General features: G+C 37.6%; 19 protein-coding genes and 1 tRNA gene. 7 read left to right on the forward strand and 13 right to left on the reverse strand.

The features are described from left to right. Positions 1-380: 380 nt before the first annotated feature. Genes ACG916_RS00765 through sdhC form a run of 4 tightly spaced genes read right to left on the reverse strand, consistent with a single transcriptional unit; the run spans position 381 to position 3780 of the window. Entirely contained in the window at positions 381-1091 is a 711-nt protein-coding gene (locus ACG916_RS00765; protein ID WP_004717284.1) for a succinate dehydrogenase iron-sulfur subunit, read from the reverse strand. Between the two features lie 14 nt (positions 1092-1105). After that, positions 1106-3004 (reverse strand): FAD-binding protein, encoded by a 1899-nt coding sequence (locus ACG916_RS00770; RefSeq protein WP_336951788.1) that lies wholly within the window; start codon positions 3002-3004, stop codon positions 1106-1108. 12 nt (positions 3005-3016) lie between these two features. Beyond that, entirely contained in the window at positions 3017-3382 is a 366-nt protein-coding gene (gene sdhD, locus ACG916_RS00775; RefSeq protein ID WP_336951790.1) for a succinate dehydrogenase, hydrophobic membrane anchor protein, read from the reverse strand. Further along, positions 3382-3780 carry a succinate dehydrogenase, cytochrome b556 subunit gene (sdhC, locus tag ACG916_RS00780; protein ID WP_336951791.1) on the reverse strand — a complete coding sequence of 133 codons (399 nt, stop codon included), beginning with the start codon at positions 3778-3780 and terminating at the stop codon, positions 3382-3384. Before sdhC ends, sdhD begins: the two co-directional genes overlap by 1 nt. 1068 nt (positions 3781-4848) lie before the next feature. On the opposite strand from sdhC, the gene gltA reads away from it, so the two are divergent. The 3 genes from gltA (at position 4849) to ACG916_RS00795 (ending at position 9748) form a co-directional block, all read left to right on the forward strand. Next, positions 4849-6123, forward strand: a complete 1275-nt coding sequence (gene gltA / locus ACG916_RS00785) for a citrate synthase (RefSeq protein ID WP_309285271.1) — start codon at positions 4849-4851, stop codon at positions 6121-6123. A gap of 257 nt (positions 6124-6380) precedes the next feature. After that, positions 6381-7949: a peptide MFS transporter gene (locus ACG916_RS00790; protein ID WP_336951793.1), complete on the forward strand. Its 1569-nt coding sequence runs from the start codon at positions 6381-6383 to the stop codon at positions 7947-7949. Then, a complete protein-coding gene (locus ACG916_RS00795) occupies positions 7946-9748 on the forward strand; it encodes an aminopeptidase P family protein (protein ID WP_419327154.1) in 1803 nt (600 codons plus the stop codon). The genes ACG916_RS00790 and ACG916_RS00795 overlap by 4 nt, the downstream gene beginning before the upstream one ends. A gap of 324 nt (positions 9749-10072) precedes the next feature. Here the strand turns inward: ACG916_RS00795 and ACG916_RS00800 are convergent, their stop codons facing one another. Together ACG916_RS00800 and ACG916_RS00805 are read right to left on the reverse strand one after the other, a co-directional pair. After that, positions 10073-10723, reverse strand: a complete 651-nt coding sequence (locus ACG916_RS00800; RefSeq protein ID WP_336951795.1) for a hypothetical protein — start codon at positions 10721-10723, stop codon at positions 10073-10075. Between the two features lie 36 nt (positions 10724-10759). Beyond that, positions 10760-11428 carry a YARHG domain-containing protein gene (locus ACG916_RS00805; RefSeq protein WP_239045192.1) on the reverse strand — a complete coding sequence of 223 codons (669 nt, stop codon included), beginning with the start codon at positions 11426-11428 and terminating at the stop codon, positions 10760-10762. Positions 11429-11634: 206 nt separating this feature from the next. Between ACG916_RS00805 and ACG916_RS00810 the strand changes: the two genes are divergently transcribed. Then, positions 11635-12324 (forward strand): DUF2306 domain-containing protein, encoded by a 690-nt coding sequence (locus tag ACG916_RS00810; protein WP_419327153.1) that lies wholly within the window; start codon positions 11635-11637, stop codon positions 12322-12324. Positions 12325-12362: 38 nt separating this feature from the next. Here the strand turns inward: ACG916_RS00810 and ACG916_RS00815 are convergent, their stop codons facing one another. The 4 genes from ACG916_RS00815 to ACG916_RS00830 form a co-directional block, all read right to left on the reverse strand. Then, positions 12363-13889 carry a flavin-containing monooxygenase gene (locus ACG916_RS00815; protein WP_419327199.1) on the reverse strand — a complete coding sequence of 509 codons (1527 nt, stop codon included), beginning with the start codon at positions 13887-13889 and terminating at the stop codon, positions 12363-12365. 281 nt (positions 13890-14170) lie between these two features. After that, positions 14171-15016, reverse strand: coding sequence for an SDR family NAD(P)-dependent oxidoreductase (locus tag ACG916_RS00820; protein WP_336951798.1), 846 nt, complete (start codon positions 15014-15016; stop codon positions 14171-14173). A 27-nt stretch (positions 15017-15043) separates the two neighbouring features. Beyond that, the gene (locus tag ACG916_RS00825) at positions 15044-15997 is read right to left on the reverse strand and encodes a metal-dependent hydrolase (RefSeq protein WP_419327152.1); all 954 of its coding nucleotides are present in this window, start codon (positions 15995-15997) and stop codon (positions 15044-15046) included. A 375-nt stretch (positions 15998-16372) separates the two neighbouring features. After that, positions 16373-17329 carry a metal-dependent hydrolase gene (locus ACG916_RS00830; protein WP_336951800.1) on the reverse strand — a complete coding sequence of 319 codons (957 nt, stop codon included), beginning with the start codon at positions 17327-17329 and terminating at the stop codon, positions 16373-16375. A gap of 731 nt (positions 17330-18060) precedes the next feature. On the opposite strand from ACG916_RS00830, the gene ACG916_RS00835 reads away from it, so the two are divergent. From ACG916_RS00835 to ACG916_RS00845, 3 genes are all read left to right on the forward strand, one after another. Next, positions 18061-18570 (forward strand): hypothetical protein, encoded by a 510-nt coding sequence (locus ACG916_RS00835; protein WP_336951801.1) that lies wholly within the window; start codon positions 18061-18063, stop codon positions 18568-18570. 384 nt (positions 18571-18954) lie between these two features. Further along, positions 18955-20580, forward strand: coding sequence for an NAD+ synthase (locus ACG916_RS00840; protein ID WP_419330094.1), 1626 nt, complete (start codon positions 18955-18957; stop codon positions 20578-20580). Between the two features lie 5 nt (positions 20581-20585). Then, positions 20586-21629: a hypothetical protein gene (locus tag ACG916_RS00845; RefSeq protein ID WP_336951804.1), complete on the forward strand. Its 1044-nt coding sequence runs from the start codon at positions 20586-20588 to the stop codon at positions 21627-21629. Positions 21630-21756: 127 nt separating this feature from the next. On the opposite strand, the gene ACG916_RS00850 is transcribed toward ACG916_RS00845, so the two are convergent. From ACG916_RS00850 to folP, 3 genes are all read right to left on the reverse strand, one after another. Then, positions 21757-21833, reverse strand: a tRNA-Met gene (locus ACG916_RS00850). 645 nt (positions 21834-22478) lie between these two features. After that, complete coding sequence (locus ACG916_RS00855; protein WP_336951806.1) at positions 22479-22793, reverse strand: DUF5713 family protein; 315 nt, start codon at positions 22791-22793, stop codon at positions 22479-22481. Between the two features lie 158 nt (positions 22794-22951). After that, positions 22952-23806, reverse strand: coding sequence for a dihydropteroate synthase (gene folP, locus ACG916_RS00860; RefSeq protein WP_419327151.1), 855 nt, complete (start codon positions 23804-23806; stop codon positions 22952-22954). Positions 23807-23931 lie beyond the last annotated feature (125 nt).

The raw sequence follows: 23931 nt of genomic DNA on the forward strand, positions 1-23931 counted from the left end.
GAAAAAACAAAGACTTTTTTGCTTTTTCTAAAGCGGTTCTAAACTTTGCTTATAAAATTATTTATAAACTGATCTGGATCACACTTATGTAGAAAAAATGTACCAAAAATATGGTGTGTTTTTCACATATAGTGGTTTGTTAAATCGTAACATGATCTGTCACTTCAATTGATTTTTTTGACACATACCACCTATAAATTAGCGAAATACATACAAGAAATAATCTATTATTATCCATCCATTTATATCGGGTCTGTTGCTACTTTTTCAATGCTTAAAACTTATCCTTCACTCGCTCGAACAAAAAACAACCATCTCATTAAAAATCCAATAAAAAAAGAGCGTACATCCCAAGATGTACGCCCTTTTTTCACATCGTATTAACCCGCTTGATCGAGCAACATGCTACGGATATGACCGATTGCTTTTGTTGGATTCAAGCCTTTCGGACATACAGACACACAGTTCATAATTCCTTTACAACGGAATAATGAGAATGGGTCATCAAGACGTGATAAACGATCTTGTGTCGCAGTATCACGAGAATCAATAATAAAACGATATGCATTCAACAATGCTGAAGGACCCAAGAATTTATCCGGGTTCCACCAGAATGATGGGCATGACGTTGAACAACATGCACAAAGAATACACTCATATAAACCATTTAAGTGCTCACGCTCTTCTGGAGATTGTAAACGCTCTTTTGGTGGTGCAGGTTGATTATTGATTAAGAATGGATGAATTTTGTCATACTGATCGTAGAACTGATTCATATCCACAACTAAATCTTTAACTACTGGCAGACCAGGCAATGGACGAATGACGATTTTTTCAGGTAAATCGTTCAAGTTCCATAAACACGCAAGACCATTCTTACCATTGATATTCACACCATCTGAACCGCAAATACCTTCACGGCAAGAACGACGGAATGTTAATGATTCGTCTTGAACTTTTAACGCTAAAAGTGCGTCAAGCAACATACGATGCTTGTCCGTCAACTCTAGTTTAAAAGTCTGCATATACGGTGCTTTATCCTTATCAGGATCATAGCGGTAGATTTCGAATGTACGTGTACCTCTACTCATCTTATTTCTCCCGATTAGAATGTACGTGGTTTAGGTTCAATTGGGTCTACAGACAATGGGCTGTAACGTACTGGCTTGTATTCAAGATGGTTATCCGCTGAATACCATAAAGTATGTTTCATCCATTCATCATCACGACGACCATATGAATAGTGCTCATCATCAGCAGGCAATTCATAATCTACAACAGTATGTGCACCACGACATTCTTTACGTGCAGCAGCAGAAATCAATGTTGCTTTTGCTACTTCGTATAAGTTTTCAACTTCCAAGGCTTCAATACGTGCAGTATTAAATACTTTAGATTTGTCTTTTAAATGAATGTTACGTACACGTGGTTCAATCGCAAGAATCTGCTTAACACCCTCATCAAGCAATGCTTGAGTACGGAATACACCCGCATGGTCTTGAACGATATCACGAATCGCATCCGCAACTTCTTGTGCATTTTCACCAGAAGTAGAATCATCTAAATGATTGATACGTTTCAACGTGTTCATAAGTACATCATTTGGAAGTGGCTGGTATTCATCACCGTGATGTTTAGTCACGTAATCAATGATGTGTTCACCAGCAGCTTTACCAAATACAACCAAGTCAAGTAATGAGTTTGTACCTAAACGGTTTGCACCATGTACAGACACGCAAGAACACTCACCAATCGCATAGAAGCCTTTTACAGGCACTGTGTAATTCATTGTACCGTTGGTTGTGTATTCATTTGCAGCTTTATCAAAACCTGCATAGAAATCTGCTGCATTTTTCGCTGTTTCAGGGATAACCACTTGACCGTGAATATTGGTAGGAATACCCCCCATTTGATAATGGATTGTTGGTACAACTGGAATTGGTTCTTTGGTGATATCCACGTTTGCGAATTTCTTACCAATCTCAAATACAGATGGTAAACGCTTCATGATGGTATCTGCGCCCAAGTGAGTCATATCAAGAAGGATATAATCACCTTTAGGACCACAACCACGACCTTCTTTGATCTCTTGGTCCATAGAACGTGATACAAAGTCACGAGGAGCTAAATCTTTCAAAGTTGGTGCATAACGCTCCATGAACGGTTCGCCATCTTTGTTACGAAGGATTGCACCTTCACCACGACAACCTTCCGTTAACAATACACCTGCACCAGCAACACCGGTTGGGTGGAATTGCCAGAATTCCATATCTTGTAATGGAATACCCGCACGAGCTGCCATACCAAGACCATCACCAGTATTGATATAAGCATTGGTAGATGCACGGTAAACACGACCAGCACCACCAGTAGCAAACAATGTTGCTTTGGCTTGGAATACAGCAATTTTGCCTGTTTCTTGGTCAATTGCTGTTACACCAAGTACATCACCAGCTTCGTTACGGATTAAGTCTAATGCAATCCATTCAACGAAGAATTGAGTACCCATTTTCACATTACTTTGATAAAGCGTATGAAGAAGAGCATGACCTGTACGATCGGCAGCGGCACAGGCACGTGGAACTGGTTTTTCACCATAGTTCGCAGAGTGACCACCAAATGGACGTTGGTAAATTGTACCATCTGCATTACGGTCAAATGGCATACCTAAGTGTTCAAGTTCATAAACAACTTTAGGCGCCTCACGACACATAAATTCGATTGCATCTTGGTCACCTAACCAGTCAGAACCTTTTACTGTGTCATAGAAATGATAGTGCCAGTTGTCGTCTTGCATATTACCAAGCGATGCACCAATACCACCTTGAGCCGCAACAGTATGAGAACGTGTTGGGAATACTTTAGTTAGCACTGCAACATTCAAGCCTGCTTGAGCAAGTTGATATGAAGCACGCATACCTGAACCACCACCACCAACGATGACTGCATCGAAGAACTGGCTTGGAATATTTGAATAATCTTCTTTAGGGGTTAAAGCGCCCATGACATTTTCCTATCAATTCGCCCAAAAAATCTGGATTGCCCAGATCGCATATGCAATAACAGCAATAATCACTGCTGAAGTTAACACGATGCGTAAACCTGAAGCTGAAGGACCCATCTGACGAGTAGTCACATAGTCTGTGAATACTTGCCACATACCAATCCAAGCATGCGCAACAAGAGATAAGACTGCCAATAAAGATAAAATCTTCATCGGAAGTGTCATCATAAAGCCAAACCATTGCTCATAGTTAAATCCGACATTGCACAGAATCCAACCTAATACGACAACAGTATAAACAGCTAGAACTACAGCACTTACGCGTTGGATATACCAATCACGAGAACCTGACCCCGTTAAACCTGTAGCACTTTTCATTAGAGAACGATCCATACAAATGATGCGACAACTGATATCGCAGCCAAAATTAATGCAATAGTTGCTGCTATGCGACCGCTTTGTAACTCTTCCGCAAAGCCTAGATCAGCAAGTAAATGTTTAATGCCCATAATAAAATGGAACAATAAACCAGCGACAAATACCCATACGATGAAACGTACAATGAAGCCACCAAAGATTGCTTGAACTTGAGCAAAGCCTTCAGGCGAAGACAAAGACTTGTCTAAAAGCCACAAAAGTACCGGTACGAGTAAAAATACGATGACACCTGATAGACGGTGTAGAATTGATGCAATAGCCACAGGGGATTTTAAGTTTACATCTAAAACTTGACCCATGGACAAATTGACAGGTCTGTTGCTTTTCACAGCGGGCATCCTGTAAGTAAAAACTCCATCCGGAGTTTGTTGGAATTAATTCGAAGGAAAGCTAGCATTGTCAGACAAATAAATTGCCTGAACTTTAAACGACACTGAATTATAAAACGTGCACTGTCAAAATACAAACCATCGAAATTGGCTTTTTCTTTAAAAAACACTCAAATAAGAATCATTTACAGCTATTTAAAAAATAAAGTAGAACACCCATCTAGGCTTTTAAGGGCTATCTCTTTATTTTTTATGATAATTAAACATATTACTTTTATACATAATTACGACTTATATTATTTTTATAAATTTAGACTAAAGCACAACATTACGGACAAAATCGTCCTGTGGTTAATTTTATCTGCGCTTTTATTTTCTTTCACGTTGTTAAATTTTTTTAGATACCCAACATGTTATTTTAAAATAGTCCTTTATTCCCATTTTAAATGGGTATCATTTAATTCTGTGATTTGACTGAAAGCTTTGTAATAAGAAATAAAGACTTAGTTTGTGAATAATTCACAATTTAGATTCAAGATTTTGTCATATTTGATTATTCATCAGGCAATCAAATATCTATTTTTATGCTAATTCGATTATTTTTTATACTTTAAAAGCTTCAATAAAAACTATTTTTTAATCAATTAAGCATTAAAATGAAAATAAATATTTCATCATCTTATTTGGATGTTTTTTACACAAAAATAATATCAAAAGCTATGTAAGTCGTGAAATTCAGATGGTTTTAAAACAGCAACAATGCATTTACCAACTTACAAAAGCTACAAAATATTGGTCAAAAATGCCATTTCCTGTCTAGCAATCACAATTATTTTTCTGCACCTTCTTTAGAATTTACCTTATTATACTGACCGACTCTGAAATTTAATGATCAATCTTACTGGTTAAAGTTAGACTAACTACTGATGAAAACATCATTTTTTCATCCATAAGTATAATTGACAAAATTTCAGTACTCACTAAGCTAAATAGCAATTTTTGATCCGTCTGACTTGTACATTACAAGATGACTCAGCAAGTTAGATAAAATATCCACCAGGACAGGAGATCTATTGAATGTCTGCAGCAACTGGCAAGAAAGCCGTTCTAGAGCTTGATGGCAAAAAAATTGAATTACCAATTTACAGCGGCACATTGGGCCCAGATGTAATCGACGTTAAGGATGTGTTGGCTTCAGGTCACTTTACTTTTGATCCTGGTTTTATGGCGACAGCTTCTTGCGAGTCTAAAATCACTTTCATTGATGGTGATAAAGGCGTTCTTTTACACCGTGGTTATCCAATTGCTCAACTTGCAACTCAAGCTTCTTACTTAGAAACTTGCTATTTATTATTAAGCGGTGAGCTTCCAACTGCTGAACAAAAAACAGACTTCGAAAACAAAGTCCGCAACCACACGATGGTTCACGATCAAGTTAGCCGTTTCTTCAATGGTTTCCGTCGTGATGCTCACCCTATGGCGGTTATGTGCGGTGTAGTTGGTGCGTTATCTGCGTTCTATCACAACGGTTTTGATGTTGAAAACGTTGATCACCGTGAAATTACTGCAGTTCGCTTAATTGCTAAGATTCCTACCCTTGCGGCTTGGACTTATAAATATACTGTTGGTCAACCATTCGTTTACCCACGTAATGATTTAAGCTACGCTGAAAACTTCCTGTACATGATGTTTGCTACTCCAGCAGATCGTGACTACAAAGTTAACCCTATTCTTGCTAAAGCAATGGATCGTATCTTTACGCTTCATGCTGACCATGAACAAAATGCATCAACGTCTACAGTACGTTTAGCTGGTTCTACAGGTGCTAACCCTTATGCATGTATTGCTGCGGGTATTGCTGCACTTTGGGGACCTGCGCATGGTGGTGCAAACGAAGCTGTTCTTAAGATGCTCGATGAAATCGGCACTGTAGAAAATGTTGCGCCGTTCATGGAAAAAGTAAAAACTAAAGAAGTTAAACTTATGGGCTTCGGTCACCGAGTTTATAAAAACTTCGATCCACGTGCAAAAGTAATGAAAGAGACTTGTGACGAAGTGTTAAGTGCACTTGGTATCAATGATCCTCAACTTGCGCTTGCAATGGAACTTGAACGTATTGCATTAAGCGATCCGTACTTCATCGAACGTAAACTTTACCCGAACGTAGACTTCTATTCAGGTATCATCCTTAAAGCGATTGGTATCCCAACTGAAATGTTTACGGTAATCTTCGCGCTTGCACGTACAGTTGGTTGGATCAGCCACTGGTTAGAAATGCACAGCGGTCCGTACAAAATCGGTCGTCCTCGTCAGCTTTATACTGGCGAAACTGAACGCGATATCAAACGTTAATTCGTTACGCATTCACATTGAAGAACCACCCTTTTGGGTGGTTTTTTATTATATATTTATACCAATTGGTATAACCTTTTTATTTTAAAATTTATTTAAAATCAAGCCATAACAATATCAATAATAAGCATAGAAAATGAAATTTATATTTTTACTATAAAGCTTACAAATCACTACTTTAAAAAATACCCAACAAATAACTTTATTTTATATATTGTTTAAAAATTTTTAATCATACATTTTCAAAGGACTTGAAGATGCCTCAACATTTATCCAAGCAAATGCACGACCCAGATCAAGCTTTTTTTGGTCACCCTAAACCATTAAAAGGTTTATTTTTTACCGAGCTTTGGGAACGTTTTTCCTATTATGGTATTCGCCCTTTATTAATCCTCTATATGGCGGCTTTAGTTGCTGATGGAGGTCTCGGTTTAGATCGCCCAACAGCATCAGCAATTGTCGGCTTATTTGCAGGCAGTATGTATTTAATGACCGTATTGGGTGGATGGGTTGCTGACAATTATCTCGGTCAGGAGCGCGCTGTGTGGTACGGTTCACTGATCATCGCATTTGGACATCTATCCATTGCATTGGCAGCTTTATTTGGGCATTTCTTTTTTTATTTTGGTTTAGTTTTGATTGTGATCGGTTCTGGTTTATTTAAAACCTGTATTTCCGTCATTGTTGGCACTTTATATCAGGCTCAAGATTCACGGCGTGATGCAGGATTTTCCATTTTTTATATGGGAATTAATCTAGGTTCGTTGATTGCTCCACTATTGACTGGTTTATTGGTTAAAGAACATGGTTGGCACTGGGGGTTCGGAATTGGTGGCCTTGGAATGTTAATCGCATTACTGATTTTTAAGTTAATAACTGTGCCTCAATTAAAACAATTTAATCATGTGCAAGGCAATGAAAATAACTGGGCTCGTCCTGTACATTACAATCCTAAAGCACCCCAAATGATCATAGGTTTTATTGCCGTTGTTGGCTTGATTATCGGTCTAGTTTCTCTTGGCATAGTTAACATCAATCCAATTCAAATCGCCACATATTTCACGATCACAATCTGTATTTGTATTGCCTTATATTTCAGCTACCTATTACTCTTTGCTGGTTTGAATAATACTGAGAAAAAACAAATCATCATCTGTTTTATTTTACTCATCACCGCTGCACTTTTCTGGTCAGCATTTGAACAAAAACCAACATCTTTCAATCTTTTCGCCCAAGACTTTACAGATCGCCAATTCTTTGGCTTTGAAATACCCGCAGTTTGGTTTCAATCGATTAACCCGCTTTTCATTATTATTTTCGCACCGATCATCGCATGGCTTTGGGTTAAATTAGGCAAACAAAATCGTGACCCTAGCTATATCACCAAATTTATTATTGCTTTACTCCTCGCTGCGGGTGGTTTCCTCGTGATGAGCATTGCCAGTTACTTGATCACCCAAAATGGTGGAACTGTTTCTGCATTATGGATCGCATCAAGCCTCCTGCTTTTAACACTAGGTGAATTATGCTTAAGCCCTGTTGGTCTTTCAACGATGACTAAACTTGCTCCAACCATAATTCGTGGGCAAGTGATGGGGCTTTGGTTTACAGCATCTGCTTTAGGAAACTTGATGGCAGGTTTAATCGGTGGTCATGTTTCAATCCATGAAGTTGACCAATTACCCTTGCTATTTGTGCGATGTGTCATCGCTTTACTTCTTGGCGCACTCGTTCTATGGTTAATGAGAAAACCGATTCGTAAATTACTCAATCAAACATCGACCCCCTCTCAAAAATCTATTGATATGCAATTGGAAAAAGTATGAACAGTTTGTCACCTGCCAACAAATTAGAAAACCTTCGTACAATTATGAAGAAATATCAGCAGGATGCTTTTATCGCCATGAGTGCAGATCCACATATGTCAGAATATCTACCTGATTATTGGAAAATACGTCAATGGCTAACAGGCTTTACAGGTTCAGTCGGCACAATTGTAGTCACTCAAAACTTCGCAGGTTTATGGGTAGATGGTCGATATTGGGTACAAGCTGAACAGCAACTGGAAAATACAGGTTACGTTTTACAAAAGCAGACACCTGATCCTGCTTCAACACATTTGGCTTGGCTTTCACAACATTTAGCCAAGGATGCAAAAATCTCTGTCAATGGAAATACCATTTCAACTCAACAATACAGCGCATTATCAGCGCTTGCAATAGAACACAATTTCTTCATTCAAACAGACTTAGATTTAATTGATGAAATTTGGACTGAACGGCCAGCACTGCCCCTACAACCCATTTGGCAAATGGCAGATGATTTAAATGCCCAAACACGCTTAGAAAAAATAACAGCGATCCGTCACAAACTTATTCAGAAAAAAGCAACGGGGCATTTTATTTCTGCACTCGATGATATTGCTTGGATTTTGAATTGTAGGGGGCGTGATGTTGAATATAACCCCGTGTTCTTAGCGCACTTATATATTGACCATTCTCGAACTGTGCTTTTTATTGATGTTGCAAAACTTTCAACTGAAATGCAGCAAAGATTTGCTTTGGATAACATTGAAATCTTATCTTATAACGCAAGCATCGAGTTTTTGGCCGAACTTAAACAACAAAATATTTTAATTGATCCAGCTAAAGTCTCAATTTCATCTGCACAGGCCATTGAGCAGCAAAGTCATTTAGTCCATGACATTAATCCAAGCACCTTATTTAAATCGCAAAAACAGCCTATTGAAATTACCCATATACGCAGTGCAATGACCAAAGATGGTGTTGCCCTATGTCATTTCTTTCATTGGCTAGATAACGCATTGGCTGATAAAGAATCGATCAATGAACTCACCATCGACGAAAAAATTTCAGGCTTTCGCGCACAACAAGCTGGTTTTATTGGATTAAGCTTCTCGACAATTGCAGGCTTTAATGCCAACGGTGCATTACCACACTATCGCGCTACAGAAGAAAGCTTTAGCGAGATTAGTGGTGATGGTTTGCTGCTGATTGATTCAGGCGCACAATATGATGAAGGAACCACAGACATTACCCGCGTTGTTCCCATAGGCACAGCAAGCGCTGAACAAAAACGTGATTACACTTTGGTGTTAAAAAGCCATATTGCACTTGCACAAAGCGTTTTCCCTGAAGGCATTGCATCACCTCTTTTAGATTCGATCACACGTCAAACCCTGTGGAAATATGGTTTGGATTATCGTCATGGTACAGGTCACGGTGTAGGCTATGCATTGAATGTTCATGAAGGTCCCCAAGTGATTTCATATTATGCCCCAGTCACACCATCCACTAAGATGCGCGAAGGGATGATTACTTCCAATGAACCTGGTTTATATCATCAAGGCAAGTACGGCATTCGAATTGAGAATCTTGTCGTCAACAAAATTAAGCATTTTGAAGATACCACCTATGGCCAATTTTTAGAATTCGAAACACTAACACTGTGCCCAATTAACCTAAGCTGTATTATTTTAACGTTGTTAAATGATGATGAAAAAGCATGGTTAAATCAGTACCATCAAACAGTCAGAGAACGATTAGCAGCTCACTTAGAAGGTGATGTTTTAAACTGGCTAAATGAAAACACCCAAGCTATTTAACTCTTCATATCAATCAAAAAAGCGCAGAGCCTTTTGACTGTGCGCTTTTTTGAAAAGCTATATACCATTGATGCATATAATAAAGATAAAATTCTGCACTTTTTAGCATAGTGAGTTTATGGAAAACACATACAACAAAATATCGTTTATCTTCAATAATAAAATTAACCGTCGAATATATCGGACGGTGATATGAATGCTGTGACTACCCTGCCTTACATTTTAAGTTTAATTACTTTGCACAGATGATGCTTCATTTTTCAGAGATGGAAAAAGTGAATCCCATCTAATCGAATCACCGAGCACTGCAATCAACACGGGTACTTATAGTACGATTTTAATTTTTTCCGTTTTGGTTGTAACTTTTGCATTTTTACACGCATTGGATGATTGAATAGTTTTAATCACTTCATTGCTGGCGGATAAAATTTTTAAACTTGAAACAATTTCCCCACCCGTTTTACAATCTTCCTCACCCAACTTCTCACTAAAACGCCCCGGATCACTCGAAGATTCAGCAGTTACAATAATTTTAGCTTTCCATCCATCAAAATAGACTAAATCAGTTGTCTGGGAAACTTGCCCCTGACCCGAGCCTGCAGATTCTATTTCAATCAAATCGATTGGTTTTGCTCGATATTGCACCGTATGTACTGTGAAATCATTGGCTTGACCACCGAACTCAAGTATTCGAGATTGTTTTAGTTTTGGGCGCGTCAATATATAGCCTCCCCAAAAATTTCGTCCTGCATTTTCAAATGTTACACCAGAGAGATAAGCCAGCTCTCCTGACAGCAAACGAACCTCTTTCATATAATCAATCATTATCGCTTTGGCGGGTGTAGCTTGAGAAGCGTTTAGGTTCGTTATACTGTTGATCACTGCTTGATCTGTAGGTGTTGCTGCAAAACTTAGGGCAGATGAACTTAAAACAAAAACCATAATACTCAATCGAACTGAAGGATAGTGAAGCATAAGATAAACTCTCAGATTTTGTGATTGATTGTGTGCTTAACGACCCCATTCCATTTTCGCCATATACGGGCGAATTTTTTTAATACGTTGGATATTGGTCTTTTCAATCTGAGTTAATTGATTTTCAACATTAGTACTGCATGGCATATACCAATTATCGTTAGCAAATTGAGAGGCAATCTCTTTATTGGCAAATGAATAACCATGACGCGCATAAATTTCATTACGCATCCAGTCCAGCTCTTCAGGAGGAATTTGTAGATCCTCATCTTTTAATAAACGTTGTGATGCAACTGGATAATCACCGACATCTTTTTGATAGCGACACTGTTGCGGCTTTAAATCAAAATATTTTGGTTTAACCTTAGCCGTTGTAGATTCCCAACTAGACTCCAACACATTCGGTTGATTCTGTTTTACAGTAAAGGTAAACACACCACTACTTGCTTTAGCGCCACTTTCTGTTGCGGTAATTTTATAGCCTTGTGAAGTTGTCTGTACTTTCCCTGAGAAATTTTGTTTATTTTTACCAAGAACACTATAGCCTTTGACCTGATTACGATCGATAGATTGGATGAAAACAGCAATTTTCTGCTCATCATATTTTCCAGACCAAGATTTTTGCAACTGTTGAATATCCAGTGCATAACTATTCTGGAAACCAATCATTCCTAATCCAACGAGTGTGATTAAACTTTTATTCATTGTTATACCTATTTGTTATGAAGATATTGGATGCATTTTCACATTGATTTTAGATTAAATTGTTTGCTTTGTGATCTACTTTAAGATAAATAAATCAGGATTCTCTGTGGTTTATTTTAAAATCTATGCCATACCCAAACATAAATATGCTGTTTCAACCTATCTTCCACTATAATTTCTCAATCACCATTCCATTATAAGCAGTGATGAGCAAAACAAAAACTAACTTGGCATATTCAAGCTTGAGTCTAATTTCACTCGTGATCTATGCTTATTTATGCTATCTCATGGTCGCAATATGTCTACAATATTTCCCATGGCAAACTGATCAGCATTTTCTCTTGTTAAAGCAAGATGTAGTCAATACTCAACCTTGGCAGGCGGCTTTTAAAATCCATGTGATCAGCAGTAGTTTTGTACTCATCGCTGGATTTACACAGTTTTTCCGTGTCTTTCGCACGCGTTATCCCCGAATTCATCACTGGAGTGGTTGGCTCTACATCATCACCATTTTGGGGCTGTCTTTACCCAGTGGCTTAATTTTAGCTTTTTCAGCGGCTGGAGGGTTATCCACACAAATCAGCTTTGTCTTATTAAGTTCACTCTGGGCGATCACCACCCTATCCGCTTTATACTTTTTATTGAAAAAGCGCTGGATTTTACACCGTGACTGGATGATCCGTAGTTTTGCACTGAGCCTTTCAGCGCTGAGCTTAAGGACATGGAAAATCGTGCTTTATGAGTTACAACTTTATTTTGATTGGTTAACCCCAATTCACATCTATCAGTTAGAATCTTGGTTAGGTTGGGTGGTCAATCTAATCCTAGCTGAAATCATTATTTTTGGATTACATCGTCGCACAAGACAAAAAAATAAAAGCCCTAAATCAATTTAGGGCTCGCATAAAAAGTGTACAGCAATTGAATACTAAACTTATTTTTTACTCACACTATAATGGTTTAAATCTAGTTGTTTTAATTGGTTACGTAATTGTTGCAATGACCATGGCCATGCTGCAAAGTTACGACCATTTTCATCCAGATAATAAGACTTACACCCACCCGCATTAAATACAGTGGTTTTTAAATGTTTCTGCAAACGTTTATTATGCTGTGCAAGCACATCCGCTTTGATTTCAAAGCGAGTGAATTTTTGCTCACGCATTTTTAGCAAGCCATCAACAATATAGCCGACTTGTGCTTCCGCAATACCAATAAATGAATCATATACCAGAATGTTTGGACCGAGGACCAAGAACGCATTCGGTACATGTTCAATACTCGCACCCAAATAGGCTTCAGGTGAACTATTTTTCCAACGCTCAGCAAGGACTTGACCATTGCTGTCATAAACTCGTTTACCAATTGGAGGATGTGAAACTTCAAAGCCTGTTCCCCAAATAATCACATCCACTTCATGACGTTCACCATTTGCTGCAACCACTGTATTTCCATCAATTTCAACCAAACCATGTGCAATCAGATTCACATTATCTTGTTGTAGTGCTGGATAATAATTGTTTGCAAACAATAAGCGCTTACATCCAATAGTAAAGTTCGGTGTCACTGCTTTACGCAAAGTTTCATCTTTAATTTGTAGTTTGAGTAATTGCTTACTTAGGAAATTAACAGGTTCCAATACTTTAGGATTACGCAATCCAAAGTTAATCCCATTTAAAATCTGTGCAATGCTATTACGCCAAGTTTGTTGAATGATTGGGAATCGAGAAATGATCCCTTTAGCCGTTTCGTTTAACTCCATATCCGCCTTGGGTAGTACCCACGGTGCTGTACGCTGGAATACGATCAGCTGTTTCGCTAAAGGTTGTACTTGTGGGATAAACTGAATTGCAGAAGCCCCTGTACCAATCACTGCAACACGCTTACCCGTTAAATCATAATCATGATTCCAACGTGCTGAATGGAACATTTCACCTTTAAAACTTTCAATTCCTTTTAATTTCGGCAAAGCAGGTTCAGTAATCGGTCCTGTCGTAAAGATCACTGTCTTTGATTGATATTGACCTTTAGAGGTTTCTAAGTACCAAATATGTTGTGCTTCATCCCATTTGGCACTGATTAATTCATTATTAAATTCAATTTTCTCACCAAGGTCATATTTTTCCACCACCTCTTCTAAATAGCTTAGAATTTCTGGTTGCTTGGCAAATAAATGACTCCATTTATGGCTTGGTGAGAAAGAAAATGAATAAAGTGCTGAGGGTACATCACAACCGCAGCCCGGATAATTATTGTCGCGCCATGTTCCCCCCACACGACTGGCTTTTTCAAGTACCACATAATCATTATAGCCTGCTTGATTCATTTTATAAGCAGCAGCAATCCCTGAAATACCCGCACCAACCACGATGGTATCATATACATGTACAGCATCTTTCTGCTGAGTTGTTGGAGCACTTTTCTCTGTGGGCTGTTCAAGCTTTTCAGAGGTAGACGCTATTTGAGTATCAGCTTTATTTTTAGCTTTAGACTGAGTTTGGACTTCAGCTTTAGCGGTATTTTCTTTCGCTGGCTTTGTAACAGTCTTTGCCTCGGCTTGCTTCTGAACTGACGCTTTTTCTTTAAGCTGTTTTGCTGCAAGTGACTTATCTTGTGCCATATTCGGTTGAGTCACCTGTTTAATATCTTCAACTGTAGTTTGGGTTGTTTTTTGCTCTACGCTGTTCTCTTCAGGTAGCTTAGCTAAAGTTGTTTCTGTTGTCATTTTGATCTACTCGCAGCTTATTTGATGTATTTGTTAAATAATGGATATCCAATACCCAACGCTTTGGCATATAACGCGGGTGATGCACGTTTTAATATCCAAAACAGTTTTGCATCTGGCTGAGGAATGGTGTACAGCTTGCCTGCATCCAAATTATTTAAGGTTTTAACCACCACCTGATCACTGGTGGTAAATGCATGATTCATCAATAAATCATCTGCTAAACCCGCATAATGACCAGGCAAACGACCATTTTTCATAATATTTGTAGGCACTAATGTTGGACACAACACATTCACTCGAATGTTGTCACCGCGAAGTTCTGCTGAAAGAGTTTCTGACAATGCCAGCACACTGGATTTGGTCACGTTATAAGCGGTCATTTCGGGAGCTGCTGTATAACCCGCAGCTGAAGCAACATTGATAATAGCCCCATATCCTTGTTGCTTAAACTGAGGAACAAAATAGTGACAACCATGAATAACCCCCCAGAGGTTGACATGCATACACCATTGCCAATCTTCCAGTGAAACTTCATCAAACTTACCGCCCAATCCCACACCCGCATTATTAATGATCAGGCTTACAGGGTGATTCATTAATTTTTCGGCTTGTTCAGAAAGTTCTTTTACTTGCTCTTTCACACCAACATCACATTGCACAGCAAATGCTTTTGCTGACGTTCCTGATTCAATCAAACTGACAGTTTCTTTGGCTGCATCCAAATTTATGTCAGCACAAACAATTGTTCCTCCGCGTTTTGCAAGCTCCATTGCAAAACTACGTCCAATGCCACTGCCTGCGCCTGTCACAACTGCATAAGCACTGTAGCTCGGCTTAACTTTTTTAGAAAAAATTCCCATAAACTTTAAATCCATCTCTTTTAGGTTTTATGAACGCAATGCAGGATAAAACTCTTTCGTCAAATATGGCGTAAGAAGCCCTGTCTTTGGATTCAGCAGTTTCTCTTTGTAATAGTCCAGAAATTCAGATGTGTCATGATCATTTGGATGAAAATCGGGACGCAGATAATCAAAAATATGCTTAAAGCTGCTGCCGTAGACCCCATCTTTTAAGCCAAAGATAAGGCGAAAATTATATGGAATTTCTTTCCAATAACGTAAGCTAATCAAGTTCTTAGGGTTGCGATAGAAAGGCACTAAAAATGATGCAGCTGAAATCAGCACCAAAATTGTGATCAATGCGGGAAAGAATCCTGCAATACGCAATAAATAGTTATTGGATAATTCTTGAAACACATCGAAAGCAATATCCTTATGCTCTGACTCTTCAAGCATATGCCACATCCAAATTGCCCGTTGTTTTTCGTCTTGTGAACGGAAGAACACTTCTTCATGATTCATCATGTATTCTGCAAGTACCGCCGTGAAATGCTCAATGCCTGCCATCAATGATAATTTCATTGGTTGTGGAAGACGCTCAAACCCATATTCAAATGCCCAGCCAGCCCAAGTACGAAAGAGTTTCACTGGCAAATCACGAATTAAATAAGCATCATTTAACTCTTCATGCATCTTTGAATGAATAGCCTCTTGACCGATCAGTGAGGTAACACGTTGCTTTAATAATGGATCGGTTATGAAATCACGATGATAACGTGCAGTATCAATTACGAGATCTTCACCTCGGGTTAAAAAAATCGACAGTGATGCAAAATATGCACTTGCCAATTCTGCATCCATATAAAATCGGTGATCTACTTGCTCTGGATCAAAATCAAACTTCATATGTCGAATTGGAATAATCGGCGTTTGATTTTCCAGACTGAATGGTGCCGCAGCAAAAACTTTGGCTACGGCTTTCTTAAGTGGCTTTGCGAACATAGCTGGTACTCTTTATTCATTTAATATGGCAATCCATTTCATCGTCTTAATGCTGATGACTTACAGATCGCCTTTTGAGTAAAAACTCTACTTTGATGGCTAAAAATTACGACAAGCCTTGTCAATTACCATTGGCACATGCATTCATTCGGTTTGCAAATTATGACAACCTTATATAATTGTCAGACAATCACTTTGAGAAGTTGCCTCCACTGATAAAGAATGTCCCTTAAAAACAATTTTTATGAGATGCTTGGTTAGAATCACAGCTTTAAAAAAAGCTTTTCCTTCAAAAAATTGATGAAAAAGCTCAGTATTGATCTACAACATCATTTTCATATTAAATAGAATGTTGAACGCAGAGACTGAATAGAATTACACCCGTAAAGCAGGTGTAAACGCTTTAACAAAATAAGGGGTGAGTGTACCTGTTTCAGGATCAAGTAACTCTTTTTTGAAATAGTCTAAAAGCTCAGTTGTATCATGATCATTAGGATGAAAGTCTGGACGTAAATAATCAAAAATATGACCTAAACTGCTACCAAAAACACCATTATCTCGACTAAATAATAAATCCCAACTGCCCTTTGCCTCTTTCCAAAAACTTAGACTAAAGGTATTCATTGGACGTCGTAAAAATGGCAACATCAATGCGCCAGCACCTACGCCTAAACCCAAAGTAATCAGCGCAATAAAGAATCCCGAAACTCGTAATGGATAGTTTGCAGACAGCACTTGATAAGTATCATAAGCAATATCTTTATGCTCAGATTCTTCCAGCATATGCCATAACCATAAAGCACGTGTCTTTTCATCGAGAGAATGATTAAAGATGTCTTGATGAGTCATGGCATATTGAGCAAAGACAGCTGTGAAATGCTCAATCCCAGCCATCATTGAGAGCTTTAAAGGTTGTGGGAATTTTAAAAAAGTATGATTAAAAACCTGTTCTGCTAAAAACCGATACAACTGCACTGGCAAATTATTTGGAATCATAGTTTCATTGTATTCTTCATGGACTTTTGAGTGAATTGCCTCTTGCCCAATCAAACTAGTCAAACGCTGTTTTAAAACAGGATCTTGTATTTGATCACGATGATGTCGTGCAGTTTCAATCACTAACTCTTCACCATAGGTCAAAAAAATTGACAGCGCTGCAAAATAAGCACTTGCCCACTCTTTCTGCATAAAAAATTTAACATCCATTTCATCCGAGCTAAATTTAAAATTGAAGTGACGAATCGGAATATTTGCAATCTGATCTTTTAAATCAGGCAATCGGCTTGGAAAAGCTTTTGCAAACACTTTTTTGACAGGCTTAGCAAGTAACATATAGCACCCATTGGTTATTTACGGAGCAAGGATTTGACTGAAACCAGTACAAATTCACATTTCAAGTAAAAATCATATTTATGTTTGAAAAAGTAAGTCATCTTGATTCAAATACCACTGACATTTCAGGTCAATCCATTGGCAATTTATGACTATTCAATAAAGTGTCTGACAAATAAGAGAGGAGATTGCCTCTACTGATAAATAATGACCTTTGTGGATAAATCATCACTTTTGACATGCTGACATCATGACTTAAATATTAGGTATGCTGAACCAACAAAAGAATTGAAAAGAATAGGCAGAATATTAAACTGTAGAATATTAATTTGTAGAATTCTAAATTGTTATAAAGCTACATATGACAAAATCACCACTTATATAAAATCTTGGATGTCTCAATTTGCAATAAAGCGTAACAGTTATAAATGCTGAAACAGATAGGTGACTTTGTTGATTTACGCATTGCTTAAACTATACCCGCTTCCCTTTTATTGTGATTTACAAAGAGTGAAATCATTAAGAGATACTTAGTCACCCACACAATTACATTCTCTGAATCACTAAAACCAGTCAAATGAAGATTTATCAATAAAAAGTTCATTTCAGCCTATAAAAACAACAGACATTTTCTTTTATCATGGTGTTACTGAGTCACAGTTAATCTTTGGGTCAAACTGAATCAGTGCTAAACTTAATGATGTACTCTTTAAACAGAACAAAATTAAACAATGTTCAATTTCATTTGGCGCTTTGTACAGCTTCTCCAATTGGATCAATTCAAATATCGAAAATTGACAGATGGCGAAATTCGTATTAGCCAAAGTGTATTTGGAGATTTAATTGACTACAGCCAAGTCAAGGTGATGAATCATCCTTATTTACCGTGGCAGCCTGTTGGGATTTTGATGGCGCCCAATGGCTATATTCACTTAAAAGATGCAGACTATTGTGAAGACTTTTCCTGTATGAGCTTGGGTTATCAAGCTGTTTTTATTCATGAAATGGCCCATGTTTATCAATATCAGCGTCAAGAAAATGTATTACTCAAAGGTGCTATTTTACAATCCGCACTCTATCTAAGTTTTGGTAAATACAACCCTTATCGCTACACTCTGATTCAAGGAAAACCTTATTTTGATTATAATATTGAACAACAAGGAGATATTGCGAAAGATATTTATTTAAATCGAATTGAAAATATTATTCTGAATAAAAATTCAGGCAACTCTTCTATTTAATTGCTTTTTGATGCTAATTCAAACAAATAAAGTGATGTATTTCACAAAAAATATTTAAAGCTGATCTTTCCCAATATAAAATCCAAAAAAATAATGAAAAATCACTAGTTTCTATAAAAGAAATACTCTAAATTCATGAGGTCATTGATGGTGTACTGAATAAACTTGATGAATCACTAGCTTCTGACGTTTTTTTAGTTAAAATACTCAATGTCTGAAATTTTTGCCTTGCAAGAAAATAAAGATTTTTGATGATTTTTAATGATTTTATAGTTTCGCCCTTTGGCAATTTCTGTGATATCTATATACTTATGTTGAATAACTACATTTTAAAAATCAACAATTTGTGTATAAATTACCCTATTGGAATAGGATTTGGTTTAAATGAAAAGTTTTAAAATTGCTCTCGCGCAATTCTCTCCGTTCATTGGTGATATTGAGTCAAATGTTCAGAAAATGATTGAACAAGCCAATGATGCAAAAAAACAGAATGCTGAAATTGTTGTTTTCCCTGAACTTTCTATAATCGGTTACCCTGCCGAAGATTTGCTTTTACGCCCAAGCCTAGCAAAGCGTACAGCACAAGCTTTCGAAAAACTGTCTACTGTTAAAGACATTGTGATGGTATTTGGTTTTGCCAATCTTACTGATGATGGTCAACGCTATAATGCTGCTGCAGTGATGAAAGATGGTCAAGTTTTAGGTGTTTATAACAAACAAAACCTTCCTAATTACAGCGTTTTTGATGAAAAACGTTATTTTAATGAAGGCCATCAACATCTTGTATTTGAGTATCTAGGTCATAAATTTGGTGTACTCATTTGTGAAGATGTCTGGTCTCTAAATACTGTTCAACAGCTTGCTCAACTTAATGTGGAAAGTGTTCTAGTATTGAATGCTTCCCCATATGAAGTAGGTAAACCACAACATCGTATTGAAACGTTAAAAGAATTGGCAAAACAGCTTCACCTCAATGTGGTTTATATCAACAAAGTGGGTGGTCAAGATGATCTTATTTTTGACGGAACCAGTTTTGTCATTAACCATTCAGGTGAAGTTGCGTTACAAGCACCAAGCTTTAAAGAAGATCTCTACTTTGCTGACTACCAAATAGAAAACAAAGCCTATCAAGTGGTTGAAGCTGCGCCAGCATTAAACACTATGGCTGAGATCTATCAAGCTTTGGTTTTAGCAACACGCGACTATGTACAACGCTCTGGTTTCCCTGGTGTGATTTTAGGACTATCAGGCGGTATCGACTCAGCTTTAACCTTGGCAATTGCAGTTGATGCGATTGGCGCAGATAAAGTTCAAGCCGTGATGATGCCTTTTACTTACACATCACAAATTAGTGTGGAAGATGCCACTGAACAAGCAAAACGTATGGGTGTTACTTTTGGCATTGCCGAAATTCATCCTATCGTAAATAGCTTTATGCAGACCTTGTTCCCATTCTTTGGTAACTCACCTGCGGATACAACTGAAGAAAATCTTCAAGCACGTGCACGTGGTACATTGCTTATGGGCTTGTCCAATAAGTTTGGTAACCTTGTGCTTGCAACAGGCAATAAGTCTGAGCTTTCTGTAGGTTACTGCACACTGTATGGCGATATGGTAGGTGGTTTTGCTGTACTCAAAGATGTTTATAAAACCATTGTCTTTGAATTGGCTAAATACCGTAACAGTATTTCTGAAACGCCTGTGATTCCTGAACGGGTTATTTCACGTCCACCATCAGCAGAACTTCGTCCTGATCAAAAAGACCAAGACTCTTTACCTGCTTATGATGTACTTGATGCCATTCTATATGCATATATTGAGGAAGAACAAAGCCAAGAAGACATCATTGCCAAAGGTTTTGAACGTGCAATCGTGGAAAAAGTCATTCAGCTTGTTGACCGTAATGAATACAAACGTCGTCAAGGTTCAATTGGACCGCGTATCAGCTCACGTGCATTTAGCCGTGAACGCCGTTATCCGATTGTGAATGGCTGGAAAGCAGGTGTATAAGCCTCGTGAATGTGAATAATTCACCACCACCTTCGAGCTTTGCTCAGGAACTTGCTCAAGCACTCTTGCTTGAGCAAGTTCGCTTTATAAAAAAACAACTCTTAGATCAAAAAAATCCGCAATTTATTCAAAATTTTATTTCTCAAACCTATCAGAATGCAGACAAAATTCTTTTAAAAAATGTGATTCAACTTGAGCAACTGCAGTCTGTAGTGCAAAAATATGCTTTTGAATTGAATTTAGGCTCTGACATTCTTGAATTTATTGGTGTCGTCGCTCAAAAAATTCATCAATATGCCATTCATAGCCAAACCATTTTCAATGATCTACTCTCAGATGAATCTTTTGAACTGTGGCTGTTTAAAATATTAGAATTAGAACAATTAAGGGACTATATTCAAGAAAACTTACAACACAACCCCCAAATTCAACAAGTTAGCCTACAGCTTGCCAATCAGATTTTAGAAAACAATACCCCTTGGCTCAATCAGCTACGTCAATATACAGTTAAACATAACCGCATTGGCGCTAAAGTCATCAGCTTTATTCAAGATCAGCAACACAATATTGAGCTTAAGTTAGAACAGCAACTTGCAACTGCTATCCGTAGCCAACTCAGCAATATCATTCTACTGCCTAATGAAGACCTAGCAGATATTGCTACACATGTTTGGAATGAAGTTAAGCAACGCACATTAAAAGAGGCTTTCTCTCAACTTCAATCCATTGATTTTGAAGAATTCTTTATTCTTGTCTATGAAACTTGGAAAGAATTACGTCAAACAGAATATATGCAACAGGTCATTTTAAATGTTGTCGAAGCATTTTATGAATACTTTGGGGAATATAGCTTACAAGAATTACTACACTCAGTTGGCTTAGATCAAAACGATTTATTTATCGAAGCAGATCGCTTTATTCCGCATACACTAGGTGCTTTGGACCAACATGGCTTATTGGATGAGATTATTCAATCCTTGATTGCGCCATTCTACCTTGACACGCAAACACAAAGATTTATAGAAAATTATTTAGCAGAAAAAGCTTAATCAAACATTCAACTGGATTTTTTCAGTATTCTAAATATTCATAGCACGATGATAATTTTTATCTGTATCTACTAATCTTTTGATGATGCAAAAAAAGAGACCATGCAGTGAGCATGGTCTATAAAAATGGTGGCTATGACGGGACTTGAACCTGTGACCCCCGCATTATGAGTGCGGTGCTCTAACCAACTGAGCTACATAGCCATAAACTGTGTGCGCATTATCTAAACTTATCTACCATACGTCAAGCATTCAAACACACCAATGCTCATACTTTAAGCAATTGATATTTAAATGTTTAAATTTAATACATATTTATGTTTTTATCGAAAAAACAGCTTAATAAGTAGCATATATAAGTAAGGAATTAAGCTTGCCATTCTATAGTCAAACCACCTAATTATTCATACAAATGATTTGCTTCAAGTCATTAAGCATAAATGAAGCTTATATTTTTGTATAAACTTTTATAAACTATTGGTTATCGATTCATTTTGTACTTTGAATCATAGATGATGATCCTATCGTGAGGCGATATGGACATCTCCGTTGAGCGGAGGTACAGGAGTACCCCTCGCCCAACATGAGCAAAAACAAAGCATAGCTGTGCTTACAGCGCAATGTTTGGCATCTACTACTAAAAGTGAGGCATCGCCTACATAAAGGTATTTAAACTTTGAATGTAAGGTGTGGCATTGCACACTTTTTATAATCAAAAAAATCATTCTCTATGCAATTGATTTAATTTAAAATATTAATTAAGAAAAACTATATTTTTGTATCTGAGTTTTTGACTGATTGACTGTACTTGTTTGTCTCTAAAAATCCATAGCAAAAAAAGAGAGTGGCTTACCACTCTCTATTTGCAACAAGTTCTTCCATTTCAATATCGAGATACCCTTGGTCTTGTACCACCATCATCATTGCCTCAGCAATATAATCAGCCGCAGTACCATCCAAAGAAGAATCAAGATCCTCAAACTGTGGCTTCATTTCATTAATTTCAATCACAGTCAGTTTTGCCATAGAATAAATTTCTGCATCACTAAAGCTGGTTTTTGCCACTTTTTTAGCAAAATTTTCAATAAGTTGCTTAACCTCAGCAACTAGAATATCTGGATAATATTCATCATCGAACATTGGGAGAAGTAGATCGTTAAACATTGCAACCTAAAATAAAACAGCAATTCACGCGCTTATATAACACAAACCATACAATTCACCAAATTGATTGAGTAATTTAACTGATTAATTCTTCAGATGTAGATAATCTAAATTTTAAAAAAGATCAAACAATATCAGGGGCTATTGACTATTCATCATTAAATTGCAGAGCACATGGCTTGCCATACTTTAATTGCATCCGACATCGCTTTTACATCATGTGCACGCACCATACACGCGCCCTGTTGAATGCTGAGCAAGTGTGCAGCAACACTACCCACAGCACGATGACTTGCATCTGCACCATCTAGAGCTTCACCGATAAAGCGCTTACGTGATAAGGCTGATAAAATTGGATAGCCCATTTTGTTCAATTGATAAAACTCATTAAGAAGCTTTAAATTTTGTTGCGCATTTTTAGCAAAACCAAAACCAGGATCTATCATAATATTTTTGGGGTGAATTCCTGCCTGTAGTGCATCATCTACTCGTTGCTGTAATTCAGCAATTACCTCTAGAGTAACATTTTCATACTGATCAAGATGATTCATTGTGGTTGGCTCGCCTCGCATATGCATAATAATCACAGGGATATTGAGCTCTGCAGCAGTCTCTAAGGCATGTGGACGAGTTAAGGCACGGACATCATTCCAAATATGCGCACCAGCCTTAACCGCCTCACAAATCACTTCTGGTTGTGAGGTATCTATTGAAATAATGACATCCAATTTGGCTAATTCAGCAACCACAGGAACGACACGACGTATTTCCTCAGCAATTTCAACTGAAGAGGCACCAGGGCGTGTAGATTCCCCTCCAACATCAATTACTGTCGCACCGTCAGCAATCATTTGCTTGGCATAAGCAACAGCTTGATCTTTTTGATCATGTTTCCCACCATCGCTAAATGAATCTGGAGTGACATTCAGTATGCCCATGACATGTGCTTGCGATAAATCCAGAATCAAACGCCCACATTGCAAAATTTGCTTAGGTAGTGGCATCAGTTGCATGTCAATTCTCCGTATTCAATTCAGGCTAGTTTAACAATTCAAATCAATAACACAGTGATTTTTATCTGTGAATTTTTTTGTATAAAAAAAGAGCCTCGATTGAGGCTCTTGTTTATTTACTGACT

This window comes from Acinetobacter legionensis (assembly GCF_048552295.1).
Lineage (GTDB): Bacteria > Pseudomonadota > Gammaproteobacteria > Pseudomonadales > Moraxellaceae > Acinetobacter.

Coding starts and splice junctions, on each gene's coding strand:
- ACG916_RS00765 (WP_004717284.1), bottom strand. CDS start 1,091: ATGAGTAGAGGTACACGTACATTCGAAATCTACCGCTATGATCCTGAT.
- ACG916_RS00770 (WP_336951788.1), bottom strand. CDS start 3,004: ATGGGCGCTTTAACCCCTAAAGAAGATTATTCAAATATTCCAAGCCAG.
- sdhD (WP_336951790.1), bottom strand. CDS start 3,382: ATGAAAAGTGCTACAGGTTTAACGGGGTCAGGTTCTCGTGATTGGTAT.
- sdhC (WP_336951791.1), bottom strand. CDS start 3,780: ATGCCCGCTGTGAAAAGCAACAGACCTGTCAATTTGTCCATGGGTCAA.
- gltA (WP_309285271.1), top strand. CDS start 4,849: ATGTCTGCAGCAACTGGCAAGAAAGCCGTTCTAGAGCTTGATGGCAAA.
- ACG916_RS00790 (WP_336951793.1), top strand. CDS start 6,381: ATGCCTCAACATTTATCCAAGCAAATGCACGACCCAGATCAAGCTTTT.
- ACG916_RS00795 (WP_419327154.1), top strand. CDS start 7,946: ATGAACAGTTTGTCACCTGCCAACAAATTAGAAAACCTTCGTACAATT.
- ACG916_RS00800 (WP_336951795.1), bottom strand. CDS start 10,723: ATGCTTCACTATCCTTCAGTTCGATTGAGTATTATGGTTTTTGTTTTA.
- ACG916_RS00805 (WP_239045192.1), bottom strand. CDS start 11,428: ATGAATAAAAGTTTAATCACACTCGTTGGATTAGGAATGATTGGTTTC.
- ACG916_RS00810 (WP_419327153.1), top strand. CDS start 11,635: ATGAGCAAAACAAAAACTAACTTGGCATATTCAAGCTTGAGTCTAATT.
- ACG916_RS00820 (WP_336951798.1), bottom strand. CDS start 15,016: ATGGGAATTTTTTCTAAAAAAGTTAAGCCGAGCTACAGTGCTTATGCA.
- ACG916_RS00825 (WP_419327152.1), bottom strand. CDS start 15,997: ATGTTCGCAAAGCCACTTAAGAAAGCCGTAGCCAAAGTTTTTGCTGCG.
- ACG916_RS00830 (WP_336951800.1), bottom strand. CDS start 17,329: ATGTTACTTGCTAAGCCTGTCAAAAAAGTGTTTGCAAAAGCTTTTCCA.
- ACG916_RS00835 (WP_336951801.1), top strand. CDS start 18,061: ATGTTCAATTTCATTTGGCGCTTTGTACAGCTTCTCCAATTGGATCAA.
- ACG916_RS00840 (WP_419330094.1), top strand. CDS start 18,955: ATGAAAAGTTTTAAAATTGCTCTCGCGCAATTCTCTCCGTTCATTGGT.
- ACG916_RS00855 (WP_336951806.1), bottom strand. CDS start 22,793: ATGTTTAACGATCTACTTCTCCCAATGTTCGATGATGAATATTATCCA.
- folP (WP_419327151.1), bottom strand. CDS start 23,806: ATGCAACTGATGCCACTACCTAAGCAAATTTTGCAATGTGGGCGTTTG.